Below are 22311 nucleotides of genomic sequence, written 5' to 3' on the forward strand. Positions count from 1 at the left end.
CCCGCCAGTAGTGAGCTGCATCGTCAGGAGGCGTCGGCCGTTCCCGGCAGCGCTTCCGGCAGCGGCGCGGCAAACCCGCGCAGCCCCACGACGTGCACATGTTCGTGATTATTGAACACCTTACGCACCAGTTTATAGGTAGTGCCTTTTTCCGGACTGATGTTCTCCGGCGCTGCGATAATCAGCTGCATCTCCAGACGTTCGCACAGCTCGAACAGGGTGGCGATGGAGCGGGCGTCGAGACGCGCCGCTTCATCGAGGAACAGCAGACGGCAAGGCGAGATATCCTTGCCGCGCAGGCGACGGGATTCATCTTCCCAACTCTGCACCACCATCACCAGAATCGACATCCCGGTACCGATAGCTTCCCCGGTAGACAGCGCGCCGGACTCCGCGCGCAGCCAGCCGTCGGAGCCGCGGTTAACTTCCACTTCCATCTCCAGATAGTTGCGGTAGTCGAGCAGCTCTTCACCGATGGTTTGCGGCGTGCGCTGCCCCATGTCGATCTGTGGGTTGAGACGCTGATAGAGCTTGGCCAGCGCCTCAGAGAAGGTCAGACGATTGCTGTTAAACAGATCCTGGTGCTGCTCATGCTGCTCGGAGAGCACGTCGAGCAGCATCGAGTGGGTCTCACGCACATTGACGTTCAGACGCACGCTGTTGACCTGGCCGAAGGAGACGCTCTGCAGACCCTGGTTGAGCATCCGGATACGGTTCTGCTCGCGCTGAATGGTTTTGCGAATAATGTTGGCCACGCTGCGGGAACTGATCGCCAGCTTCTGTTCACGGTTGGTCAGCTCTTCGGTCAGGCGGCTGAGCTCGATCTCCATCTGCTCGATCGCTTCCACCGGATCATCGGTGCGAATAATATCCTGACGAATACGCTCGCGCAGATGCTGGTATACGGCAACGAAGAACTGAATTTTGCGCTCCGGACGCTTCGGATCTTCCGAGATACGCAGCACGTCACGCAGATGTTCGTTATCGGCGACCGCCAGACGCAGCGCCCCCAGCGCCTTATCCGACATTGAGCGCAGCTCATCGGCGGAGAGATAGGCCAGCTCGCGGCGATGCAGACGACGTTCGACGCCGTTGTCTTTCACCAGACGCATCACCGCGCACCAGCCCGCCTTGGCGGTCACCACCTGCTCGCGCATTTCGCAGTAATCGCGCTCCAGCTTGCGCAGTTTACGGGTCAGGTTGTCCATTTCCGCTTCGCAGAAGGTCAACGCTTTCTCCAGCTGATTGCGTCGGGAGCGGTTATTGCTCAGCTGCATGTGCAGCTCATCGCGACGCGCGCGAGCACGCTCTTCCGCGCCGGCGTCGGCGCGCACGCCAATGTCCTGCAATTCTTTATACAGATCGTTGAGCAGCTCTTTCTTGGTGTCATACGAGCTCTTCAGCGAGGCCAGCACCTGATTGTACTGACTAAGCTGCGCCGCATGGGCACGCAACGCGTCGCGCGCGCGGCTGCGTTCGGACTCCGCCTGCTCCAGACGCTGGCGCAGCTTCTCGTTGAGATCGCTGTTGCCGCTGAGCATTTCCGCCGAATCGGAGTAGCTGAAGTGGGCCCTGCGCTGCACAACTTCCGCCAGGGCAAAAGCCTGCTGACGCGCATCGCGCTGGGTTTGCTGCGCATAGGCGTAATCTTCTTTCAGCTGCTCAAACTGCTCCGGATCGCTCTGCAGCACCGAAACAATAGGCTCCAGCTTCGCCAGCTGGTTACCGTGCTGCTGAATAAAGCGCGCGGCCTCCTGCGCTTCGTCCAGACGTTCCTGGATCTCGTCCACGCGGTCGGCCAGCGTATCATCCGCCAGCAGGTTCAGGCGCGGCAGCAGGCGGTTGAGCGCCGACACGCCCTCTTTCGCCTGCTCGTACTGCACACGGTTCTGTTGGTTATCGCTTTCATGGGCGCTCAGCGCACGCTCCAGCTCGCCGCGGCGGCTGTTGAGTTTGCGGATCTCTTCTTCCGGATCGTCCTCGAAAGCCACCGCCAGATGGCTGCCGATAAAGCGGCTGAAGGCCTGGTGCAGGCGCTGGGTTTTCTGCACATCGAACGACAGGGTCGCAAAACGCTCTGACAGCGATTCACGCTCGGCATGCAGGGTTTCAATGCGGTTTTCACGTGCCGCGCGGCCAAACAGCGGCAGCGACGGGAAGCGCGAATAACGCCACTGGCGATCGGCAATCTTCACCACCACCGCTTTTTCCAGCTCGTCGACGCTGAATACGCTGTCATCGAAGGACTGCGGATCGCCTTCGATCAGATAGAGATCTTCCGGGCAATCTTCCAGTCCCTCAAGCTGCTCGGCTACCCGCGACAGATCCGGTACCACGATCGCATGGCGCGACGGACCGTACAGCGCGGAGAAGTACGGCGCATCGTCCAGGCTAACATCATCGTAGATCTCGGACAGCAGAACGCCGCCGAACCGTTCCGCCAGGGCGTTGAGGCGCGGATCTTCCGAACCGCCCGGCTGGCTAAGACGCTCGATTTCTTCGTCGATGGCGCGCTTGCGGGCGCCGACCTCGTCACGTTCAACGATAGCCTCTCGTTCACGCTCCAGCAGCTGCTGCAGGTATTCGGTGACCTCCTGGCCGGACGCAAACTGCTCGCCGCTTTGCTCGCACAGCTGGTTAAGGCTGTTCTGCGCCGCCAGCCAGACCGGCGCCCGACGCATCAGCGTCTGGGTACGCGACTGCAGTTGCTCCAGCTCCTGACGCAGCGCCATGCGCTGCTCCTGAGCATTGGAGACGCTGTCGGCCAGCGACGCGATGCGCGCTTCCAGCTCCTGATGCAGCGTTTCCAGATCGTCGATATCGTAGCGTTTACCCTGGCGTTTGCAGAACTCGGCCAGCTGACGCTCAGCGTCCTGCTGCTCGCGCAGGCGCTGTTCAAGCTCGTTGAGGCGGCTGCGCAGCCCCTGCGCCTGCTCGGCCTGGTGGCGCTGGTTCACGCCGTCGCGCAGCAATTCGCGCGCTACGTCCCAGGCTTCATTGCGCGCCAGCGGGCCGTTAATCGCCGCCACCAACTGGTAAGCCTGTTCAAACTGGCTGTGCGCGGTTTGCGCCACGCTCATTTTCTGTTCCAGCGACAGCATTTTCTCCGTCGCTTCCTGCTCTTTCGCCTGGAAGGTTTCCAGCCACTCGTCGGCGCTCTCCGGGGTCAGATCCGGCAGATGGCACAGCGCCTTCGCGCGCTCCAGCGCCTGCAGCGCCTGGTTATACTGAATGGCGCGGGTCTGCTGCACATCGAGCGCCTGCTGATAGTCGGCGAGTTGGCTTTTCAGCTCATCCACTTCCAGCTCGGCGGCCTCAGCGCGGGCTTCGTTCTCTTCCTGACGATCGACGGCTTCCGCCACCACTTCATTCTGCTCTTCCAGACGGATCTGCAGCTCGTCGAGATCCGCTTCGTAGCGCTCGATTTTTTCCTGCTGACGCAGCGCAGTCTGCACCAGGTTCAGGTGATCGCTGGCGGCCTGGTAATCGGCTTCCAGATCGCCCTCCGCGCCGTTATGCTCCTGCAGTTCGCGCGCCATGTCGACGTGCTTATACTGCTCAGCCGCCAGCTGCGAACGCGAGGTGAAGAGATCGCGGCGATACTCCAGCGCCTTATCCAGGTGAATGCGCCTCTCGTTGGCGTGACGCATATAGTCCGCCGCCACGTAGTTGGTGGCTTCGCTGATCAGGTGTTTAAACAGATCGCGGTCGGACTGGGTAACGCGAATGGCTTCCAGCGTCATGCGGTTTTCCCGCAGCGCCGCTTCCATATCCTGGAACGCTTTACGCACGCCGCTGTTTTCCGGCAGCAGGTAGTCGCGCAGCGAGCGGGTAATGGTGCTGGAGATCCCGCCGTACAGCGAGGCCTCAATCAGGCGGTAGTACTTGCTACGATCGGAGGCGGAACGCAGGCGACGCGCCACCACGCCCAGATCGAACATTAGCGAGTGATATTCGGTGATCGAGTTGAACTGTTTAAACTGGACCCCTTCCATCGCCTCGAGTTTATCTTTCAGCTCGTTGAGGCTCACGACGCGCGCCTGGCGATCGTTCAGCGTTTCGGTCAACAGCTGGGTCGGCAGGATAGAGGTCGGCAGTCCCTGAATGGCGAAAGGTTTAATATCGACTTTACGATCGCGCCCGGCGACCTGCTGCAGGCGCACGCCGACCACCACGCGCTGGTGGCGGGAGTTGATCACATCGAGTACCGAGTAACACACCCCGGCGCGCAGCTTACCGTGCAGGCCTTTATCGCGTGAGCCGCTGGTGGCCCCCGCTTCGGTGGTGTTACGGAAGTGCAGCAGGGTTAAATCCGGGATCAGCGCCGTGACGAAGGCCGCCATGGTCGTGGACTTACCCGCGCCGTTCCCCCCGGAGAGGGTGGTCACCAGTTCATCAAGATCAAAGGTCCGGGCAAAGAAGCCGTTCCAGTTAACCAGCGTTAGCGAGCGAAACTTACCGCGTTCAATCATTACTCTTCCTCCCCGCTATCCGGCTGGTTTTCTTCATTCTCATCATTGAGCTGCAGGTGATTTTCCAGGGCCATCGCTTCCCCGTCGCGGATCAGACGGCGCTGCGCTTCGCGCGGGTCGTCGCCGGCGCGCACATCGGCGCCAAAGCGGAATACCGATTCGGTAATGCGAAACTTGCTGCTATCGTGGCCCATAAACCACACCATCCCCAGACGGCGTAAGCGGTTAAGCGAGGCCCGCATTTTTTCCTGCAGCTTCTGGCGGTCCAGATCCGAACCGGTGGAACGGTTGTTCACCAGCTTCAGCAGCCTGGATTCATCGGCCAGGGTCAGCAGCTCGTCATAGAGCTCCTGCTGGGTAAAAATCCCTTCGTTCGCCAGGCGCTCCGGGCTGAGATAGAGATAGCAAAGAATTTTGCCCACCATCATATCCAGCTCGGACAGTACCGAGCGCGAAATCAGCGTGGTGGACCGCGGGCGCAGGTAGAAGAATCCCTCCGGCGCGCGGATCAGCTCGACGTTATAGCGAGCGTAAAACTCTTCCAGGTAATCCTGAAAATCCATCAAAAATGCGTGATTATCCAGCTCGTCGAGACCGATATGACGGCCCGCGCGCAGGGCGCTGTCCAGCGCCGGAAATAACGGATTGGCCAACGCCTGCGCCAGCTTAACCGGCATCACTTGTTCAATATTTGTCAATGACATGCGCCTGTACCTTGGCTCCGTAATCATTAATCGGCTGCCATTTTGCCGGCAGTCCGGTGAAATCTGCCTGGGCGACGCCCAGCTGTACCGCCTGATCCACGACGATCCGCGCCACGTCGAAGTGACGCCCGCGCGGATACTGCGCCAGGAACTCCCGCGCCACCAGGCCGAGATCCAGCGGTATTCCTTTCTCTTTATAGACCGCCAGCTGCGCTTCGATCAGCGCCGCCAGCTGCTCGCGAATTTCGTTAAACTCTTCAAATTCGAGGTCCGCCGGCAGCTCGCCGGTGACCTCTTCATCGCGCAGGGCCATCTCTTCATCGCGCATATCCAACAGGCGGTCGGCGTTGGCGTAAGTTAGCGCCCACGGTTCATCAAAATAGGTCTGCACCGACTGGCGCAGACGCTGGGCGAAGACGCGGTTCTTATCCATATCGATAGCGGTACGGATAAACTTGTGCACATGGCGGTCGTAGCCGATCCACAGGTCAATCGCCTGCTGACCCCAGCTGACGATGCGGTCGAGCTTGCTTTGCAGATCGAACACCAGCCGATCGACAAAATGGAGATCGTCGCGCGCCATGGTCGAGTCCTGAATGCGCAGCAGGTTCGCCTGCAGCTTATCCCCTGCCGCATCCAGCGTATCCTGCAGTTCGCGCAGGGTGCCGGAGGTTTCCGACAGCAGCAGTTCACAGCTGGAAATCGCCGCGCGCCAGTCTTTATTCAACAACTGCGCGATATCGTCTTTCACCAGCTGCTGCTGCTCATCCATAATGCGCTGCGTCAGGTCGATGCTGTCGAAAATTTCCGCTACGGAATACTTCAGCGGCGCAAAAACGTTGCGATGCCAGTGGAATTCATCACCGCCCTCTTCCGCGGCGTCCGCCGCGCGCTTCAGCTCGCCGGCGACGATCGACAGCTGCATCGAGAGACGCAGCGTCGAGAATTCGCGCTGACGGATATAATAATCGGTGATCCCAATCCCCAACGGCGTCAGGCGATAGATCGCATTGCCTTCGGTAATTTCGCTGGTAAAGCGGTTCAGCAGACGCTGGCGCACCAAATCGTTGATCGCGTTATTGGCGCGCTGGCTGATGGTTTCGCTGGTCTGCTCAAACGCATCACTGACGTGGCGGAACGCATCCACCAGTTCACCCTCGCTCATTTCCCCTTCCAGTCGTTCACCATTCAGAGTGGCGATCGCCAGCAGGAAAGAGAGTCTGTCGACCGGTAGCGAGATTGAAAAATCATTTTTTCTGGCCCAGGCAACCAGTTCGGGGACTGTCTGGGAAAATTCACTCATACTTTATCCTTGCATCTGCGGCTATGAGCCTGGCTCTTAAGCGCGGTGACATGAATATAACGGCCCAGGCTGAGATACGGCTCCTGACGACAGTAGCGCGTCTCCAGCGCCAGCAGCGCCGCATAGCTGTCATGCTGTTGGCGTTTTTCACGCAGATAATCATGAAACACCCGCACGCCGGTTTTGCTGACGATCTGCCAGCCAATCTCTTCCAGCCAGTGATAAACCTGCTGTGGTTCACGCGGATAATCCGGCGACAGCGTGCGTTTTTTCTTTTTTGGCATGCCCAGTTGAACGTAATCAAAATTACCGGCAACCATATTGTGCATCAACAGGCCGTTAGCATTGTAGAACATCAATGACAGTCCACCGCCAGCACGCAGCGTCGACCACAGGGTATGCAGTATTTCCTGGGGCTCCGCCACCCACTCCAGCACCGCATGAAACAGTACCAGATCGACCGGGCTTTCCAAATGCTGCGCAATATCCTGAGCCGCGCATTGTACAAAATGCATGTTGTCGATCACACCTTTATCGGCGGCCGCCTGGCGGGCGCGAGCCACCATCTCAGCGGAGAGATCGCAGAGCGTCACGTGATGGCCCAGTTGCGCGACTTTGATGGCCGTTTGTCCTTCGCCGCCGCCGGCATCCAGCACCCTCAGCGGTCCCGGCCCCAGCTGCGCCAACAGCGGTTCCAGATCCTGCCAAAGGATCGCCTGACGCAACTGGCCTTTTGTGGTGCCGTAAATATTGCGCGAAAACTTTTCAGCAATGTCATCGAAATTGCGATCCTGCACGAGTGACTCCACAAGCCAACACAAAACCGCTATTTTGTCATACCCACGCCGAGAATGAAGCGATCTGTTATAAGATCCGAACATAACTTTGGTTATATGGTTAAAAAAGGAACCATCTGGCATGCTTTTCACGCTAAAAAAGATCGTCGGCGGCCTGCTGTTGCCGCTACCCGCCTTACTGTTGCTGATCGGTATCGGGATCGCGCTGTTATGGTTCAGCCGCTTTCAGCGTACCGGGAAGCTATGCGTGAGCCTCGGCTGGCTGCTGCTGACGCTGCTGAGCCTGCAACCCGTGGCCGACAGCCTGCTGAAACCGATTGAAGATACCTACCCCACCTGGCGCGGCGAGCAGCCGGTGAACTACGTGGTGGTGCTGGGCGGCGGCTATACCTGGAATCCGGAGTGGGCGCCAAGCTCTAATCTTATCAATAACAGCCTGCCGCGCCTGACGGAGGGCATCCGCCTGTGGCAGGCGAATCCCGGTTCGAAAATGATCTTTACCGGCGCGGCGGCGAAAACGAACCCCGTCAGCACGGCGGAAGCCGGGGCGAGAGTGGCGGAGAGCCTTGGCGTACCTCGCAGCGATATCATTGTGCTCGATCGGCCGAAAGATACAGAAGAGGAAGCGCTGGCGGTGAAGCACGCCATCGGCGACGCGCCCTTCCTGCTGGTCACCTCGGCGTCACACCTTCCGCGGGCGATGATATTCTTTCGCCATGCCGGCCTGGATCCGCTTCCCGCGCCGGCCAATCAGCTGGCGGTGACCTCGCCGCTCAATCCGTGGGAGCGGGCCATTCCTTCTCCAGTGTGGCTGATGCACAGCGACCGGGTCGGCTATGAAACCCTTGGTCGCGTCTGGCAATGGCTGAAAGGCAGCTCAGGCGAGCCAGGGCAGGAGTGATTTTGCAGCGAGGTCAAAACGGGCGCGATCAAAGCGCCCGGTGTTGACCAGACTATCCACCTCATCCCACAGCAGATAAAGCCAGCGCCGCCAGACAAAGGCCTCGGAAACTGGCGCCTGCTGCAGGTAGCGCCACAGCAGCTGTTCCGCCTGGCCGCCTTCAGCAAGACGGAACAGTTCATACTCGCGTGGCGCCCACAGCATCATCCCCGGCCCCACCATCGCCAGCAGCTGATCGCTGCGCGGATCTTTTAGCATGCTGCGCAGAGTGAAGTTGCCATGCACCAGCACAGCATTATCATTGAAATCGCGGAACAGCTCCGGAAGGCACTCGCGGGAGCGGAACAAAAGGCGCTTATCCTGCATGGTGAGACCGGTGTCCTGATACAGGTTCAGGGTGCTCCACAATATCTCTACCCGCTGGCGGTACCAGTTCGGCCACAGGTTTTCCTGGGTATTGTCGACCATTCCCACGCAGCCGCCACTGTCCTGCCGATGCCACGCCAGCAGCGCCTCGACGATTTGCTCCTGCAGTTGCTCCCAGCGCGCCGGGGTGCGCGTCGGCGCCTCCACCGGTACGCCGCGCAGGCGCTCAAGCAGCAGCACATCTGGTCCGGGATGTTCTTCGTGCGTCATGACGCCATAAACCACCGGCATACGCACCGTACCATTACGCGCCAGGGTCGAGATCTTCCATGCCAGCTGCCGCGCCACGCCGGGCGTGGTGAAACTTCGCGCCAGCAGCGGCATCGGGTTTCCCTGCGCATCGTACAGGAACCACAGCGCCGTAGCGGCTTGTTCACTGACACACTCCACCCGGCTTAGCTTTTCGCCAAGAAGATGACTGAGTTCGGTTCGCAACTGTTCCATTGTCGATTACCCCTATGAACACTACTGGTTTCATAATGAGCGCCCGCACCTGGGTTGTCATCGGATAAGATCAAAAAGGGGTAAAAAAAGCGAAAAACCGACGGGGATGTCCCCTCCAGCAAGGAGGGGACAGAGGACTAACGCAGCTCAGCGCGGACGCGCTCCAGATCTTCCGGGGTATCCACGCCGGTGCCGGGCACTTCGGCCGCCACGGCGACATGGATTTTCTCGCCATACCACAGCACTCGCAGCTGCTCGAGCATTTCAATCTGCTCCAGCGGGCTCGGCGCCCAGCTGACATAGCGGCGGATAAAGCCGGCGCGATAGCCATAGATGCCGATGTGACGCAGCAGGGAGTCACCGATGGTCTCGCGGGATTGGGCAAAGCGATCGCGATCCCAGGGAATAGTCGCGCGGGAGAAATAGAGCGCGTAACCCTTGGCATCCATCACCACTTTGACCGCATTCGGGTTAAACGCCTCTTCCGCATCATGGATCGGTACCGCCAGGGTCGCCATTCCGCTGCTGCTGGCAGCCAGATTCTCCGCCACCTGGCGGACAATCGCCGGGGGGATCATCGGCTCATCGCCCTGAATATTGACGATAATGGTGTCATCGCTGAACGCGCACTTTTCCACCACTTCCGCCAGCCGTTCGGTGCCGGACTGATGGTCGGCGCGGGTCATACAGACCTCGCCGCCGGCGGCTTCAACCGCCCGGGCGACATCTTCGTGATCGGTGGCGACAATAATGCGATCCGCGCCGGATTCGCGAGCGCGCTCCAGCACATGGACAATCATCGGCTTACCATTAATGTCCTGCAGTGGTTTTCCCGGCAGGCGCGTGGAGGCGAAACGCGCAGGAATAATGACCACGAAACTCATGAGTGACTCTCTTCTAGCGCCAGCGGACGCGCCTCTGTCTCCAGCAGCACCGGGATACCGTCGCGCAGCGGAAACGCCAGGCTATCAAGTTTGCAAATAAGTTCTTGCTTATCCTGACTGTAATACAGCTTGCCGTTACAGACCGGGCAGGCGATGATTTCAAGTAAACGGTGATCCATGTTTCCTCCTGATGGACCGGATAGATTTCTCAGCAGCATATCACAGGAAGGCAGGCGCCGGGATCAATCGGCGTCGATTTCCCACCCCTGCTCCTGGCCGACAAACAGCCCTTCCGGCAGGCGTCGGCACAGGATCCGCTCTGCCGATTGCCAGTGTGCGAAGTCGTTAATCGCCCGGCGCAGCCCCTGCTCCAGACCACGGGTGATCTTCACCCCCTCCTCCAGCCATAGAGCGAAGATCTCCAGCTCCCGGCTTTTGCGATGTATTTTACTGTCCATCCGCCCGACCAGTTTTCCCTGGTGCAGCAGAGGCAGTACGAAGTAGCCATACTGACGCTTCGGCGCCGGGGTATAACACTCCAGGCGATAGCTGAAGTTGAACAGCTGCTCAGCGCGTTTCCGATCCCAGACCACCGGGTCGAAGGGCGAGAGCACGGCGCTATGGCTGGCGGTCAGCTTACCGCCGGGCGCGGTCTCCAGCTGCGCCAGCGCCTCGTGATGCAGCCACATCTCGCCGAGTGCTTCCACGTTAACCGGCACCACCAGCCCCTCTTCCTGCCAGGCCGCCAGCAGACCCGGTAGCGCCGGCTGGCGCAAGCGATAGTAATCGGCCAGCCACTGGGCGCGGAAGATGCCGAGGCTACGGGCGCTATTGCGCAACATAATGGCCTCTGCGTCTTCGCGGGAGAGCGCGTCGCGCTCGTCGTCCCAGTCCGGCATCACCCGCCGGGTTAGATCATACACGCGGTGAAAATTGCGCCGCTCCACCACCATCACTTCGCCGGCGGTAAACAGCCCTTCAAGGTGGCGCTTATGCGGTTTCCACTCCCACCAGCCGCTGGCGCCTTTGCGCGGGTGGGTAAAATCCGCCGAGCGAACCGGGCCGTTTTGCCCGATATGCGCCACCAGCTCGGCAATACTCCCGGCATGCTCCTCCATCCACGCGCGATGGTATTTCCAGCCCATATTGTCGGGATTCAACATGCGATGGCGCACCAGGGCGAAATCGCTGCGCGGCAGAAAGCAGGCTTCATGCGCCCAGTATTCCATTAGCTCGCCGTTGCGCAGCGACTCATCCAGCCAGTGCTGCGGATAGCTGCCAAGACGGCTGAACAGCACCAGGTAGGGGCTGCGGGCCACCACGTTGATGGTATCGATTTGCAGCAGCGACATCTGCTGGATGGTGGAAAGAATGTCTTTCGGGCGAGCGCGACGTCGGGGCTTCTTTAACAACCCCTGCGCCGCGAGATGGAGGTGGCGCGCCTCGTTAAGCGATAGTTGCAATACCGACATGCAGGTTCTCCGTCAGGAATTCCAGCACAGCGGCGAGCAAAGCCGGCGCGTCAGTTAACGTTGCGCCAACGTCGCTAAGTCCGCAAGCAACCGCTGTGCGCGTTCATCGGCCATTATGGCGTCGACCGGTAAATACCACCAGTTTGCAGCGGCGAAATCGCGACATTTCACGGCATCTTTCTCGGTCATCAGCAGCGTCTGATCGGCGGTCACCAGGGCGGCGACATCAGCCTGGCTCAGCGCCTGATGGTCCGCCAGCGCCACGGTTTTGACCGGCTGGACGCCGCAGCTTTCGAGGGTGGCGAAGAAGCGCGGCGGATGGCCGATGCCGGCCATCGCCACCACGTTCGTGAAGGTGGAGACATCGCGACGTTCGCCGGTAAGCAGGTTAACCGCCATCCCTGGGCGCAGCCGCATCGGGATCTCACCCGGACGCGCCACGCCGCCGTTAACGATAACCGCATCAACGCTTTGCAAGCGCGACGCCCGCTCGCGCATCGGCCCGGCAGGCAGCCACCAGCCGTTGCCAAAGCGGCGCACGCCGTCAATAACGACAATTTCTCTGTCCCGCGCGAGCTTATAGTGCTGTAAACCATCGTCGGTCACAATCATCTGCAGATCGTGCGCGCTGAGCAATGCTTTTACCGCGTCGCTGCGCAGCGGGGCGACAGCGACCGGGGCACCGGTACGCTGATGGATCAACACCGGTTCATCACCCGCCTGCGCCGTACTGGTCCTGTCGTCCAACACCAGCGGATAGCGGTCGGCTTTACCGCCGTAGCCGCGAGACACGACGCCAACGCGAATACCGCGCTGCTGCAGCTGCTCCACCAGCCAGATCACCACCGGCGTTTTGCCATTGCCGCCAGCGGTCAGGTTACCAACCACCACCACCGGCACCGGCGCGCGCCAGGCTTTTTGCCACCCCAGCTGATAGCTGAGGCGAATCACCCCGCTCACCAGGCCATACAGCCAGGAGAGCGGCAGCAGCAGGCGCCACAGCGGCGATTCCCCGGACCAGATGCGCGCGATCATTCGCCGAATTGCATCTTATGCAGCTGGGCGTACACGCCCTTATGCTCCAGCAGGTCATGGTGCGTTCCGCGCTCCACGATCCGCCCGTCTTCAACCACCACGATTTCATCAGCCTGCTCAATGGTCGACAGACGGTGAGCGATAACCAGCGAGGTACGGTTTTTCTGCAGCTCATCCAGCGCCGCCTGAATAGCACGCTCGGACTCGGTATCCAGCGCCGAGGTGGCTTCATCGAGGATCAGGATCGGGCTGTTACGCAGCAGCGCGCGGGCAATAGCAATACGCTGGCGCTGGCCGCCGGACAGCATCACGCCATTCTCGCCGATGATGGTATCCAGACCATTATCCATCTTGTTAATGAAATCCATGGCGTAGGCCATGCGCGCGGCCTCTTCAATCTGCTCGCGGCTGTACTCTTCGGTACGGGCATAGGCGATATTGTTGGCGACGGTATCGTTGAACAGATGCACGTTTTGTGAAACCAGCGCCACCTGGTCGCGCAGCGAGCTCAGCTTGTACTCGCGCAGGTCGTGGCCATCCAGCAGGATCTGCCCCTCGTCGACATCGTAGAAGCGGGTGATCAGGCTGGCAATGGTCGATTTACCCGACCCTGAGCGCCCCACCAGCGCCACTGTTTTCCCTTCCGGGATATCGAGATTGATATTGCGCAGCGCGGCCACTTCGCGACCCGGGTAGGTAAAGGTGACGTTCTCGAACTTGAGATTGCCTTTCGCCCGCTCAATGACCCGCGTACCTTCGTCTTTTTCCTGCTCGGAATCGAGGATCGCAAACAGCGTCTGGCACGCCGCCATCCCGCGCTGGAACTGGGCATTGACGTTGGTCAGCGACTTCAGCGGACGCATCAGCGCAATCATCGAGGAGAAGACCACGGTAATGGTCCCGGCGGTCAGGGTGTCCATCACGCTCGGGAAGCTGGCGGCATACAGGACAAAGGCCAGCGCCAGGGAGGCGATAAGCTGAATGATCGGGTCGGAGATAGACGAGGCGGAAACCATCTTCATCCCCTGCAGACGCATTTTATTGCTGACTTTATCAAAACGTTTGGTTTCCACTTCCTGGCCGCCAAACATCAGCACCTCTTTGTGCCCTTTCAGCATCTGCTCGGCGCTGGTGGTGACCTGCCCCATCGTGTTCTGCATATTCTTACTGATATTGCGAAAACGCTTGGAGACCACGCGGATCGCCACCGACACAATCGGCGCCAGTACGATCAGGATCAGCGACAGCTGCCAGCTGTAATAGAACATCATCACGAACAGACCGATAATCGATGCTCCTTCGCGGACCACGGTGATCAGCGCGCTGGAAGAAGAGGAGGCGACCTGCTCAGAATCATAGGTGATGCGTGACAGCAGCGTTCCGGTAGACTGCTTGTCAAAGAAGGCCACCGGCATACCCATCATGTGGCCGAACAGGCGACGACGCATGGTCATCACCACTTTGCCGGAAACCCAGGAAATACAATAGCTCGAGATGTAGCTGGTGATCCCACGCAGCACCATCAGGCCGATAACCACCAGCGGCATCCATAGCAGCACTGAGCGATCCGTTTTACCAAAACCATCATCCAATAACGGTTTAAGAAGCGATAACATGAAGGTGTCACTGCCCGCGTTAAGCACCAACGCCACCGCCGCTACGATTAGCCCGGCTTTAAACGGCGCGATAATCGGCCAAAGTCGGCGGAAGGTCTGCCACGTGGAGAGATCTTTATCGTTCTGCATTCAATAAACCAGCTTGTGTTGAAATAGCCGCATATTCTACCCGTTATCGGCGGGCGCGCCAAACCACTGATGATACCAACGCGGTAAAACTTGATCCCGTAAGCTATGGATTTGCCACCCTTCTGCGGAAAAAACCACCGTTATCTGCCCCTGCTGCGGCGTGGCGAACCAGCGATAACCCCGCTGGCGGTAGCGCTGAACCACCTTGTACGAGGGCATCCGCCACGCATTGTAGCGCGAAGCGGAGGCCAGCGCGGCCGCGCCATCCACCCGGCGGACCAGCAGCGCGCTGGAGGAGGTATTGCTGCCGTGGTGGGGAACCTGAATAAGTGTAGACGTCAGATGCCGCCAGTAACGGCTGATCATCGCCTGCTCCGCCTGACGTTCTATATCGCCGGTGAGCAGGATGCTGGAGCGACCATCATCGATCCGCACCACACACGAATGATTGTTACCCTTTGCCGTGCTGCCCGGCAGCGGCCACAGGGCCTGGAAGTTGAGTCCCTGCCATTGCCAGCGCTCACCGCGATGACACGGCAGATGATGCGCCCAGCCTAACGGGCTGCGCACCCAGGCCTGCGGCCATGCCTGCAGCACTGAATCAAGGCCGCCGCGATGATCCAGATGTTCATGGCTCAGCATAATCCCTTGCAGCTGCAGATGGTGCCAGCGCAACCACGGGATAATCACCTGTTGACCGCTATCACCCTGCGGCCAAGCCGGCCCGGTATCGTAAAGCAATGCCTTACCGTGACGCTCGATCACCATCGCCAGCCCCTGCCCGACATCCAGCATCGTCACCCGCCATTCGTCCGCAGGCGGTTGTCGGCTGAATGGCCGCGTCAGTAAAAACAGCACGCTGAGACACAGCGCCGGTGAATGCCGCCAGCTCTGAAAACGCCAGCCCATCACCAACAGCCACGGCAGGATACTGATCCACAGCCAGCGAGTATCCAGCGTCAACCAGCCGTCCGGTAAACGTCGTAATCCCCAAAACAGTAGCGCCAGCACGCGATCGGCCGCCAGCCAGAGCAGCGACTCCACTATCTCCGGCCCCGAGAGATGCACCAGCATCGCGGTCAGAATAAGCGGCACCGCCAACAGGGTGACTAACGGTACCGCCAGCAAATTAGCCGCCATCGACGTCAGGCTGACTCCATGGAATAGCAACAACTGCAGCGGCAGCAGCAGCAGCGTCACGCCAGCCTGCAAATGAACAAGAGCAATTATGGTCTTCCACGGCCAGCGCCAGCGGCCGGCAGGCAACGGGAGCCACTGGAACCAGAAGATCAGCCCCGCCACGGCGAAGGCAGATAGCCACAGGCTTTGCGACAGCACCGCCAGCGGGTCGGCAACCAGTATCGCTCCCAGACAGCAGAGCCACACCTGCCACGCCGTCCAGCGTTGACCCGACAAACGTAAAGCACAACAGACCGCAAGCCCTAAGCAAGTGCGCAGGGCCGGCGGCTGCATACCCGTCAGCCAGGCATAGCCGACGGCGCCGGCCAGCCCGGCCAGCAGCGGCAACCGCCAGCCGATCCAGCGGCCCGGGAGAATATACTGCACGCCGCGCAGCAACAGCATGATAAGAGAAGCCGCGAGAGCGATATGCAGACCCGAGATAGCCATCAGATGGGAAGTGCCCGTGTTCTGCATCAGGACCTTTATCTCCGTCGGCAAAGACAGCCGCTCCCCCATTCCTAATCCCAACATCACCGCGCGCCAGGGATAAGTCTGCAGTCGCCGGGTCAGCGACGTCAGATAGCGGGCGCGCAGACTGCAGCGGGCATCCAGCGCGGAAGCGGCGACGATCCCTCCGCTCAGCGGTCGGTGCTGCGCCAGCGCATAGCGCTGGCTGTCGAAGCCCCCGTCATTGAGCTGCCCGTGCACCGGGCGCAGGCGCAGCGTCATCAGCCAGTGTTGACCCGCACAGGCTGGCGCAGGTGCAAGTTCCCCGTACAGCGTTACGCCTACCGGGGGAAACAGATAGCGGCCCCGCAGGCTCACCATCTGTCCACGGTGCAAGGTCTGGCCATCCGTCTCGCTAAGGATCACTTCCGCTTGCCGGATGGCGCCGGTAAGGTGCCGGGTCGGCCACAGCGCCTGATGCGCGCTCAATACTCCCCAGACCACCAGCAGAAGCGTCATCGCCACTCCGGCGACGGCCCTTCCATGCAGACGAATCAGCGCCAGCGCCAGTGCGCCCGCGCCCGCCAGACTGCACGGGCCCGGCAAAACGGGTAGCCAGAGAAGCGGCAGCATTGCAATGATGGCGCATCCGGCAAGCCATGGTAGACGCATAAACACCTCCCTGTGAGTGGGCAGTGTTACGCAAAGCGGTGCTGGCGTCCTGGAGGCGAATTCAGGCTTGCGCGGCGCATTCCAGACAATCGCCTCGCTTGCAGCCGGGCACGCTTTTTTTGTGAGGATGGCCGTAAATGGCGGGCACAAAAAAAGCACCCGAAGGTGCTTTCTTTATCGTCAGGCAGGCTGCACGTCGTGCAACTCACCCTTCATAAATATTGGCGCGGTCACGTAATTCTTTCCCGGGCTTAAAGTGCGGAACGTACTTACCTTCCAGTTCGACTTTATCACCAGTTTTCGGGTTACGTCCGGTGCGAGGTGCTCGATAGTGCAGAGAAAAGCTGCCGAAACCGCGGATTTCAATGCGCTCACCTTGAGCAAGCGTTGAGGCCATATGTTCCAGCATTTCTTTAACAGCATCTTCCACCGCTTTCGCCGGAATGTGAGATTGCTGGCTGGCAAGTCTTTCAATCAATTCTGACTTGGTCATTATTCCTCCGGTTTCCTTCAAGGCAAAAATTAGCTAACAGCTTAAACAAGGGCGGCCGTAGCCGCCCTTTGTGCTTGATTACAGGACGAATCCTGCAATCTGTCAAGTAAACTCGTCGCTATTCAGGTTGTTATTACCTGAATGACAAAGATTACTCGCCTTTCGCTGCTTTGAACGCTTCAGCCATAGCGTTGTTGGAGAAGTTCGCGTCTTCCTGCTTGTTCACGGTAGCGATAGCGTCTTTTTCTTCCGCTTCGTCTTTCGCACGTACAGACAGGCTCACTACGCGGTTCTTACGATCCACGCCGGTGAATTTCGCTTCAACTTCGTCGCCAACGCTCAGAACCAGAGTTGCGTCTTCAACGCGGTCACGGGATGCTTCAGAAGCACGCAGGTAACCTTCTACGCCGTCAGCCAGTTCTACGGTTGCGCCTTTAGCGTCAACTGCAGTCACTTTACCAACAACGATAGCGCCTTTCTTGTTCAGAGCAACGTAGTTGTTGAACGGATCTTCCGCGAGCTGTTTAACGCCCAGGGAGATACGCTCACGCTCTGCGTCAACCTGCAGAACAACTGCTGCGATTTCGTCGCCTTTTTTGTATTCACGAACTGCTTCTTCGCCTGCAACGTTCCAGGAGATGTCAGACAGGTGAACCAGGCCGTCGATGCCGCCGTCCAGGCCGATGAAGATACCGAAGTCAGTGATAGACTTGATTTTACCTTCAACACGGTCGCCCTTGTTGTGGGTTTCCGCGAACTGCTGCCATGGGTTAGATTTGCACTGCTTCAGACCCAGGGAGATACGACGACGCTCTTCGTCGATATCCAGAACCATTACTTCCACAACGTCGCCAACGTTAACAACTTTGGACGGGTGGATGTTTTTGTTGGTCCAATCCATTTCGGAAACGTGAACCAGGCCTTCAACGCCCTCTTCGATTTCAACGAAGCAGCCGTAGTCGGTCAGGTTGGTCACGCGACCAGTCAGTTTGGTACCTTCCGGATAACGTTTAGCGATAGCTACCCACGGATCTTCGCCCAGCTGTTTCAGGCCCAGGGATACACGGGTACGCTCGCGGTCGAACTTCAGCACTTTAACAGTGATTTCGTCGCCAACGTTTACGATTTCGCTCGGATGCTTAACGCGTTTCCAGGCCATATCGGTGATGTGCAGCAGGCCGTCAACGCCGCCCAGATCAACGAATGCACCGTAGTCAGTGAGGTTCTTAACGATACCTTTGACTTCCATGCCTTCCTGCAGGTTTTCCAGCAGCTGATCGCGCTCTGCGCTGTTTTCGGATTCGATAACGGCACGACGAGAAACAACAACGTTGTTACGCTTCTGGTCCAGCTTGATGACTTTGAACTCAAGCTCTTTGCCTTCCAGGTGCAGCGTGTCGCGCACCGGACGAACGTCTACCAGGGAACCCGGCAGGAACGCACGAATACCGTTCAGCTCAACAGTGAAGCCACCTTTAACTTTGCCGTTGATAACACCGGTAACAGTTTCAGCGTCTTCGTAAGCTTTTTCCAGCGTGATCCAAGCTTCGTGACGTTTAGCTTTCTCACGGGACAGCAGAGTTTCACCGAAGCCGTCTTCTACTGCATCCAGAGCAACGTCAACTTCGTCACCAACCTGGATTTCCAGCTCGCCCTGGGCGTTTTTGAACTGCTCAGCCGGGATGGCGGACTCAGATTTCAGACCGGCGTCAACCAGTACTACGTCTTTGTCGATAGCAACAACAACACCACGAACGATGGAACCCGGGCGGGTTTCGATTTCTTTTAAGGATTCTTCAAACAGTTGAGCAAAAGATTCAGTCATGTTTAATCTTCAGGTTAATATTAACGTCCACCTGGCTCCGTGCCGGATGGGGTTGTTTCACATACCCGCTGACCATCCATTGCAGCGGGGTACTGCTATAATTCGGAGGCTTCGGCGCGTTACCGGTTAAGGCCTACGCAACGGCCAATTTTTCGCGCGCATATTGTAGCGCTTTTTCAATCACTTGCTCAATGTTTAGTTCGGTTGAATCGAGAACTAATGCATCGGCAGCCGGGACAAGCGGCGCCACGGCGCGATTTCGGTCGCGATCGTCACGCTCTTTTATCTCGGACAAAAGACGTTCAAAGTTAACATCAAAGCCCTTTTCCTGCAACTGCCGCATGCGGCGATGCGCCCGCTCGTCGGCCGAGGCATCGAGGAAAATTTTCACCGGCGCGTCCGGGAAAACTACCGTTCCCATATCGCGACCGTCGGCGATAAGCCCCGGCAGTTCGCGGAAGGCGCGCTGGCGGCGCAGCAGCGCTTCGCGAACGCGCGGAAAAGCCGCCACTTTCGAGGCCGCGTTCGCGACCTCCTGAGTGCGAATTTCGCTACTGACATCTTCCCCTTCCAGCACCACTTCCAGGTTGCCGTCAGTAGAAATAAAACGCACGTCAAGATGGGCAGCCAGGGGCACCAGCGCCTCTTCGGACTCCACGTCGACATGATGATGCAGCGCCGCCAGCGCCAGAACGCGGTAGATCGCGCCTGAATCTAACAGATGCCAGCCCAGCGCTTCCGCCATTGCCTTGCACAACGTACCTTTACCCGCACCGCCAGGCCCATCAATGGTGATTACCGGAATATTCGCCGTCATCTTTTTCTCCTTCAGCAAGGCGCATGGAATATAAACGCCGCGCATTATACGCATCAATACGCCGGAAAGTGAGCATTGCTTGTAAATTACGGACTACAGGAAATGAAAAGCAGAAGTTTTGCGCAATTATAGCGGGCTGACAGGATATCAGCCCGCGGGATGACAAAGTTTTACTCAGGCGAGGGTACTGATCCGCGCCAGCTGCTCAAAGTAGTCAGGGAACGTTTTGGCCGTACATTTGGGATCAAGGATGGTCACCGGCGTATCAGACAGCGCTACCAGCGAGAAGCACATCGCCATCCGGTGGTCGTTATAGGTGCCGATTTCTGCGTACTTCAACTTTGCCGGCGGGGTGATGCGGATATAATCTTCCCCCTCTTCCACCTCGGCGCCCACTTTACGCAGCTCGGTCGCCATGGCGAACAGACGGTCCGTCTCCTTGACCCGCCAGTTGTAGATATTGCGCAGGGTAGTGGTCCCTTGCGCGAACAGCGCGGCGGTGGCGATGGTCATCGCGGCGTCCGGGATATGGTTCATATCCATATCGACCGCCTTGAGCTCGCCGTGGGTGCAGGCGATGAAATCGTCGCCCCAGGTGACGGTGGCGCCCATTTTCTCCAGTACGTCGGCGAAACGAATGTCGCCCTGTACGCTGTTGCGGCCGATACCGGTGACTTTTACCGTGCCGCCCTTAATGGCGCCAGCGGCGAGGAAATACGAGGCCGAGGAAGCATCGCCTTCCACCAGGTAATCTCCCGGCGACTGATACTGCTGCTTGCCGCGCACCACAAATCGCTGATAAGACTGATTGTCCACCTCAACGCCGAAGGTTTTCATTAGGTGCAGCGTAATGTCGATATAGGGTTTCGACACCAGATCGCCCTTAATGACGATGACGGTATCCTGCGGCGCCAGCGGCGCGGTCATCAGCAGCGCGGTCAGGAACTGGCTGGAGACGCTGCCGTCAACCTCGACGTTGCCGCCCTGAAAACCGCCGCGCAGGCGCAGCGGTGGATAATTTTCCTGCTCCAGATAGTCGATCTGAGCGCCGCCCTGACGCAGGGCATCCACCAGATGGCCGATCGGACGCTCTTTCATCCGCGGTTCGCCGGTCAGCACGATATCGTTGCTGCCAAGGCACAGAGCCGCCGCCAGCGGACGCATCGCGGTACCGGCGTTGCCAAGGAACAGCTCCAGCGCCGCGGCAGAGCGCAACGGGCCGCCGTTGCCGGTCACTTCGCAGCGGGTGCGGTCGGCAGACAGGGTATATTGAACCCCCAGCGCACTCAGGGCATTCAGCATATGGCGCACATCGTCGCTGTCCAGCAGGTTGGTCAGCACCGTCGTGCCGCGGGCCAGGGCAGCCAGCAGCAGCGCGCGGTTGGAGACGCTTTTCGAACCTGGCAGGTTCACGGTGCCCTCTACGCGTGCGATGGGTTGTAACGTCAGGGATTCCATCAAACTTCACTCTCAAACAAACAGAATAAAAACCCCGCAGACAGGCCGCGGGGAGGAAGAAAGAAACAGGCGATTAACCGTGGCGGCGTTCGAAGTCCAGCATAAAGTCGGTTAACGCCTTCACGCCGTCCAGCGGCATGGCGTTGTAGATGGAAGCACGCATGCCGCCCACCACCCGGTGGCCCTTCAGCGCGTGCAGCCCGGCAGCAAACGACTCTTCGAGGAACAGTTTGTCCAGGGCGCTGTCCGCCAGCTGGAACGGTACGTTCATACGCGAACGGTTGGCCTGCGCCACATCGTTACGATAGAAGCCGCTGTTATCGATCACGCCGTAGAGCAGTTCGGCTTTCTGCTGGTTGATTTTATCCATCGCGGCAACCCCGCCCTGCTGTTTCAGCCACTTAAACACCAGTCCAGCCAGATACCATGCGAACGTCGGCGGTGTGTTAAACATCGAGTCATTCTCGCTTAACACGGTGTAGTCAAGAATTGATGGGCAGGCCACGCTGGCTTTGCCCAGCAGATCTTCACGCACGATGACCAGCGTCAGCCCAGCCGGACCGATATTCTTCTGCGCGCCGGCGTAGATTACGCCGAAGCGGTTGACGTCAATTTCGCGGGAAAGAATGGTGGAGGAGAAATCGGCGGTCACGATGACGTCGTCGCCGAAGTTCGGCGTCTCATCAATCGCGATACCATCAATGGTTTCGTTCGGGCAGTAGTGCAGATAGGCCGCTCCCGGGGTCAGCTGCCACTCGCTCATCGGCTTCACAGCGCGCTTGCCGTCGACGGTGATTTTCGCGTCGATAACGTTCGGCGTGCAGTATTTCTTCGCCTCTTTGACCGCGCTGGCCGCCCAGTAACCGGCGTCCACATAGTCAGCGACCTTTTTATCGCCGAGGATGTTCAGCGGGATCCCGGCGAACTGGCCGCGGCCGCCGCCGTGGCAGAATAAAACTTTATAGTTGGAAGGGATGTTCAGCAGAGCGCGGAAGTCCTGTTCTGCCTCTTCTGCCACCTGGATAAACTCCTTACCACGGTGACTGATCTCCATGACCGACGTCCCCAGACCGTGCCAGTCGCACAGTTCCTGCTGCGCCAGTTTGAGTACTTCCGCCGGCAGCATTGCCGGGCCCGAACTGAAGTTATAGACCTGAGCCATTTCCCCTCACCACGTTGCTATGTTGTTTTGCCCGCGAACCGCCGCGGGCATAAGTTATTCCTGTGGCTATCG

Annotated in this window: 17 protein-coding genes; 1 reads left to right on the forward strand and 16 read right to left on the reverse strand. The window is 59.0% G+C overall.

What is annotated here, in order from left to right; all coding sequences use genetic code 11:
• Positions 1-23 precede the first annotated feature (23 nt).
• The 4 genes from mukB to cmoM are packed head-to-tail and all read right to left on the reverse strand — an operon-like array spanning position 24 to position 7276.
• On the reverse strand, positions 24-4472 hold the full coding sequence (mukB, locus tag KB892_RS16630) for a chromosome partition protein MukB (protein WP_002898193.1): 4449 nt from the start codon (positions 4470-4472) through the stop codon (positions 24-26).
• A complete protein-coding gene (gene mukE, locus KB892_RS16635) occupies positions 4472-5176 on the reverse strand; it encodes a chromosome partition protein MukE (protein WP_004150840.1) in 705 nt (234 codons plus the stop codon). Before mukE ends, mukB begins: the two co-directional genes overlap by 1 nt.
• The gene (mukF, locus tag KB892_RS16640) at positions 5157-6479 is read right to left on the reverse strand and encodes a chromosome partition protein MukF (RefSeq protein WP_002898189.1); all 1323 of its coding nucleotides are present in this window, start codon (positions 6477-6479) and stop codon (positions 5157-5159) included. Before mukF ends, mukE begins: the two co-directional genes overlap by 20 nt.
• Positions 6476-7276, reverse strand: a complete 801-nt coding sequence (gene cmoM, locus KB892_RS16645) for a tRNA uridine 5-oxyacetic acid(34) methyltransferase CmoM (protein WP_002898187.1) — start codon at positions 7274-7276, stop codon at positions 6476-6478. Before cmoM ends, mukF begins: the two co-directional genes overlap by 4 nt.
• A gap of 121 nt (positions 7277-7397) precedes the next feature.
• Here cmoM and elyC point away from each other — a divergent pair, with 121 nt between their 5' ends.
• Positions 7398-8177: an envelope biogenesis factor ElyC gene (gene elyC, locus KB892_RS16650; protein WP_002898184.1), complete on the forward strand. Its 780-nt coding sequence runs from the start codon at positions 7398-7400 to the stop codon at positions 8175-8177.
• On the opposite strand, the gene KB892_RS16655 is transcribed toward elyC, so the two are convergent.
• The 12 genes from KB892_RS16655 to serC form a co-directional block, all read right to left on the reverse strand.
• Entirely contained in the window at positions 8154-9047 is an 894-nt protein-coding gene (locus KB892_RS16655; RefSeq protein ID WP_002898182.1) for a YcbJ family phosphotransferase, read from the reverse strand. The two genes, elyC and KB892_RS16655, sit on opposite strands and share 24 nt — an antisense overlap.
• A gap of 137 nt (positions 9048-9184) precedes the next feature.
• Positions 9185-9931: a 3-deoxy-manno-octulosonate cytidylyltransferase gene (kdsB, locus tag KB892_RS16660; protein WP_002898180.1), complete on the reverse strand. Its 747-nt coding sequence runs from the start codon at positions 9929-9931 to the stop codon at positions 9185-9187.
• Complete coding sequence (gene ycaR, locus KB892_RS16665) at positions 9928-10110, reverse strand: protein YcaR (RefSeq protein WP_002898177.1); 183 nt, start codon at positions 10108-10110, stop codon at positions 9928-9930. The genes kdsB and ycaR overlap by 4 nt, the downstream gene beginning before the upstream one ends.
• A 63-nt stretch (positions 10111-10173) precedes the next feature.
• The gene (locus KB892_RS16670) at positions 10174-11403 is read right to left on the reverse strand and encodes a winged helix-turn-helix domain-containing protein (protein ID WP_002898176.1); all 1230 of its coding nucleotides are present in this window, start codon (positions 11401-11403) and stop codon (positions 10174-10176) included.
• Positions 11404-11457: 54 nt separating this feature from the next.
• A complete protein-coding gene (gene lpxK / locus KB892_RS16675; RefSeq protein ID WP_002898174.1) occupies positions 11458-12438 on the reverse strand; it encodes a tetraacyldisaccharide 4'-kinase in 981 nt (326 codons plus the stop codon).
• A complete protein-coding gene (gene msbA, locus KB892_RS16680) occupies positions 12435-14183 on the reverse strand; it encodes a lipid A ABC transporter ATP-binding protein/permease MsbA (RefSeq protein ID WP_002898170.1) in 1749 nt (582 codons plus the stop codon). Before msbA ends, lpxK begins: the two co-directional genes overlap by 4 nt.
• A 36-nt stretch (positions 14184-14219) precedes the next feature.
• Positions 14220-16484: a ComEC family protein gene (locus KB892_RS16685; RefSeq protein ID WP_002898168.1), complete on the reverse strand. Its 2265-nt coding sequence runs from the start codon at positions 16482-16484 to the stop codon at positions 14220-14222.
• 205 nt (positions 16485-16689) lie between these two features.
• Positions 16690-16977 carry an integration host factor subunit beta gene (ihfB, locus tag KB892_RS16690; RefSeq protein WP_002898165.1) on the reverse strand — a complete coding sequence of 96 codons (288 nt, stop codon included), beginning with the start codon at positions 16975-16977 and terminating at the stop codon, positions 16690-16692.
• Positions 16978-17128: 151 nt separating this feature from the next.
• The gene (gene rpsA / locus KB892_RS16695) at positions 17129-18802 is read right to left on the reverse strand and encodes a 30S ribosomal protein S1 (protein WP_002898162.1); all 1674 of its coding nucleotides are present in this window, start codon (positions 18800-18802) and stop codon (positions 17129-17131) included.
• Positions 18803-18935: 133 nt separating this feature from the next.
• Positions 18936-19619: a (d)CMP kinase gene (gene cmk / locus KB892_RS16700; RefSeq protein WP_002898160.1), complete on the reverse strand. Its 684-nt coding sequence runs from the start codon at positions 19617-19619 to the stop codon at positions 18936-18938.
• Positions 19620-19793: 174 nt separating this feature from the next.
• A complete protein-coding gene (gene aroA, locus KB892_RS16705; RefSeq protein WP_002898157.1) occupies positions 19794-21077 on the reverse strand; it encodes a 3-phosphoshikimate 1-carboxyvinyltransferase in 1284 nt (427 codons plus the stop codon).
• A gap of 73 nt (positions 21078-21150) precedes the next feature.
• Complete coding sequence (gene serC / locus KB892_RS16710; RefSeq protein ID WP_002898155.1) at positions 21151-22239, reverse strand: 3-phosphoserine/phosphohydroxythreonine transaminase; 1089 nt, start codon at positions 22237-22239, stop codon at positions 21151-21153.
• Positions 22240-22311: the final 72 nt, after the last annotated feature.

This window comes from Klebsiella sp. P1927, assembly GCF_018204675.1.
Taxonomy (GTDB): domain Bacteria; phylum Pseudomonadota; class Gammaproteobacteria; order Enterobacterales; family Enterobacteriaceae; genus Klebsiella; species Klebsiella pneumoniae.

Coding starts and splice junctions, on each gene's coding strand:
- mukB (WP_002898193.1), bottom strand. CDS start 4,472: ATGATTGAACGCGGTAAGTTTCGCTCGCTAACGCTGGTTAACTGGAAC.
- mukE (WP_004150840.1), bottom strand. CDS start 5,176: ATGTCATTGACAAATATTGAACAAGTGATGCCGGTTAAGCTGGCGCAG.
- mukF (WP_002898189.1), bottom strand. CDS start 6,479: ATGAGTGAATTTTCCCAGACAGTCCCCGAACTGGTTGCCTGGGCCAGA.
- elyC (WP_002898184.1), top strand. CDS start 7,398: ATGCTTTTCACGCTAAAAAAGATCGTCGGCGGCCTGCTGTTGCCGCTA.
- KB892_RS16655 (WP_002898182.1), bottom strand. CDS start 9,047: ATGGAACAGTTGCGAACCGAACTCAGTCATCTTCTTGGCGAAAAGCTA.
- kdsB (WP_002898180.1), bottom strand. CDS start 9,931: ATGAGTTTCGTGGTCATTATTCCTGCGCGTTTCGCCTCCACGCGCCTG.
- ycaR (WP_002898177.1), bottom strand. CDS start 10,110: ATGGATCACCGTTTACTTGAAATCATCGCCTGCCCGGTCTGTAACGGC.
- KB892_RS16670 (WP_002898176.1), bottom strand. CDS start 11,403: ATGTCGGTATTGCAACTATCGCTTAACGAGGCGCGCCACCTCCATCTC.
- lpxK (WP_002898174.1), bottom strand. CDS start 12,438: ATGATCGCGCGCATCTGGTCCGGGGAATCGCCGCTGTGGCGCCTGCTG.
- msbA (WP_002898170.1), bottom strand. CDS start 14,183: ATGCAGAACGATAAAGATCTCTCCACGTGGCAGACCTTCCGCCGACTT.
- KB892_RS16685 (WP_002898168.1), bottom strand. CDS start 16,484: ATGCGTCTACCATGGCTTGCCGGATGCGCCATCATTGCAATGCTGCCG.
- ihfB (WP_002898165.1), bottom strand. CDS start 16,977: ATGACCAAGTCAGAATTGATTGAAAGACTTGCCAGCCAGCAATCTCAC.
- rpsA (WP_002898162.1), bottom strand. CDS start 18,802: ATGACTGAATCTTTTGCTCAACTGTTTGAAGAATCCTTAAAAGAAATC.
- cmk (WP_002898160.1), bottom strand. CDS start 19,619: ATGACGGCGAATATTCCGGTAATCACCATTGATGGGCCTGGCGGTGCG.
- aroA (WP_002898157.1), bottom strand. CDS start 21,077: ATGGAATCCCTGACGTTACAACCCATCGCACGCGTAGAGGGCACCGTG.
- serC (WP_002898155.1), bottom strand. CDS start 22,239: ATGGCTCAGGTCTATAACTTCAGTTCGGGCCCGGCAATGCTGCCGGCG.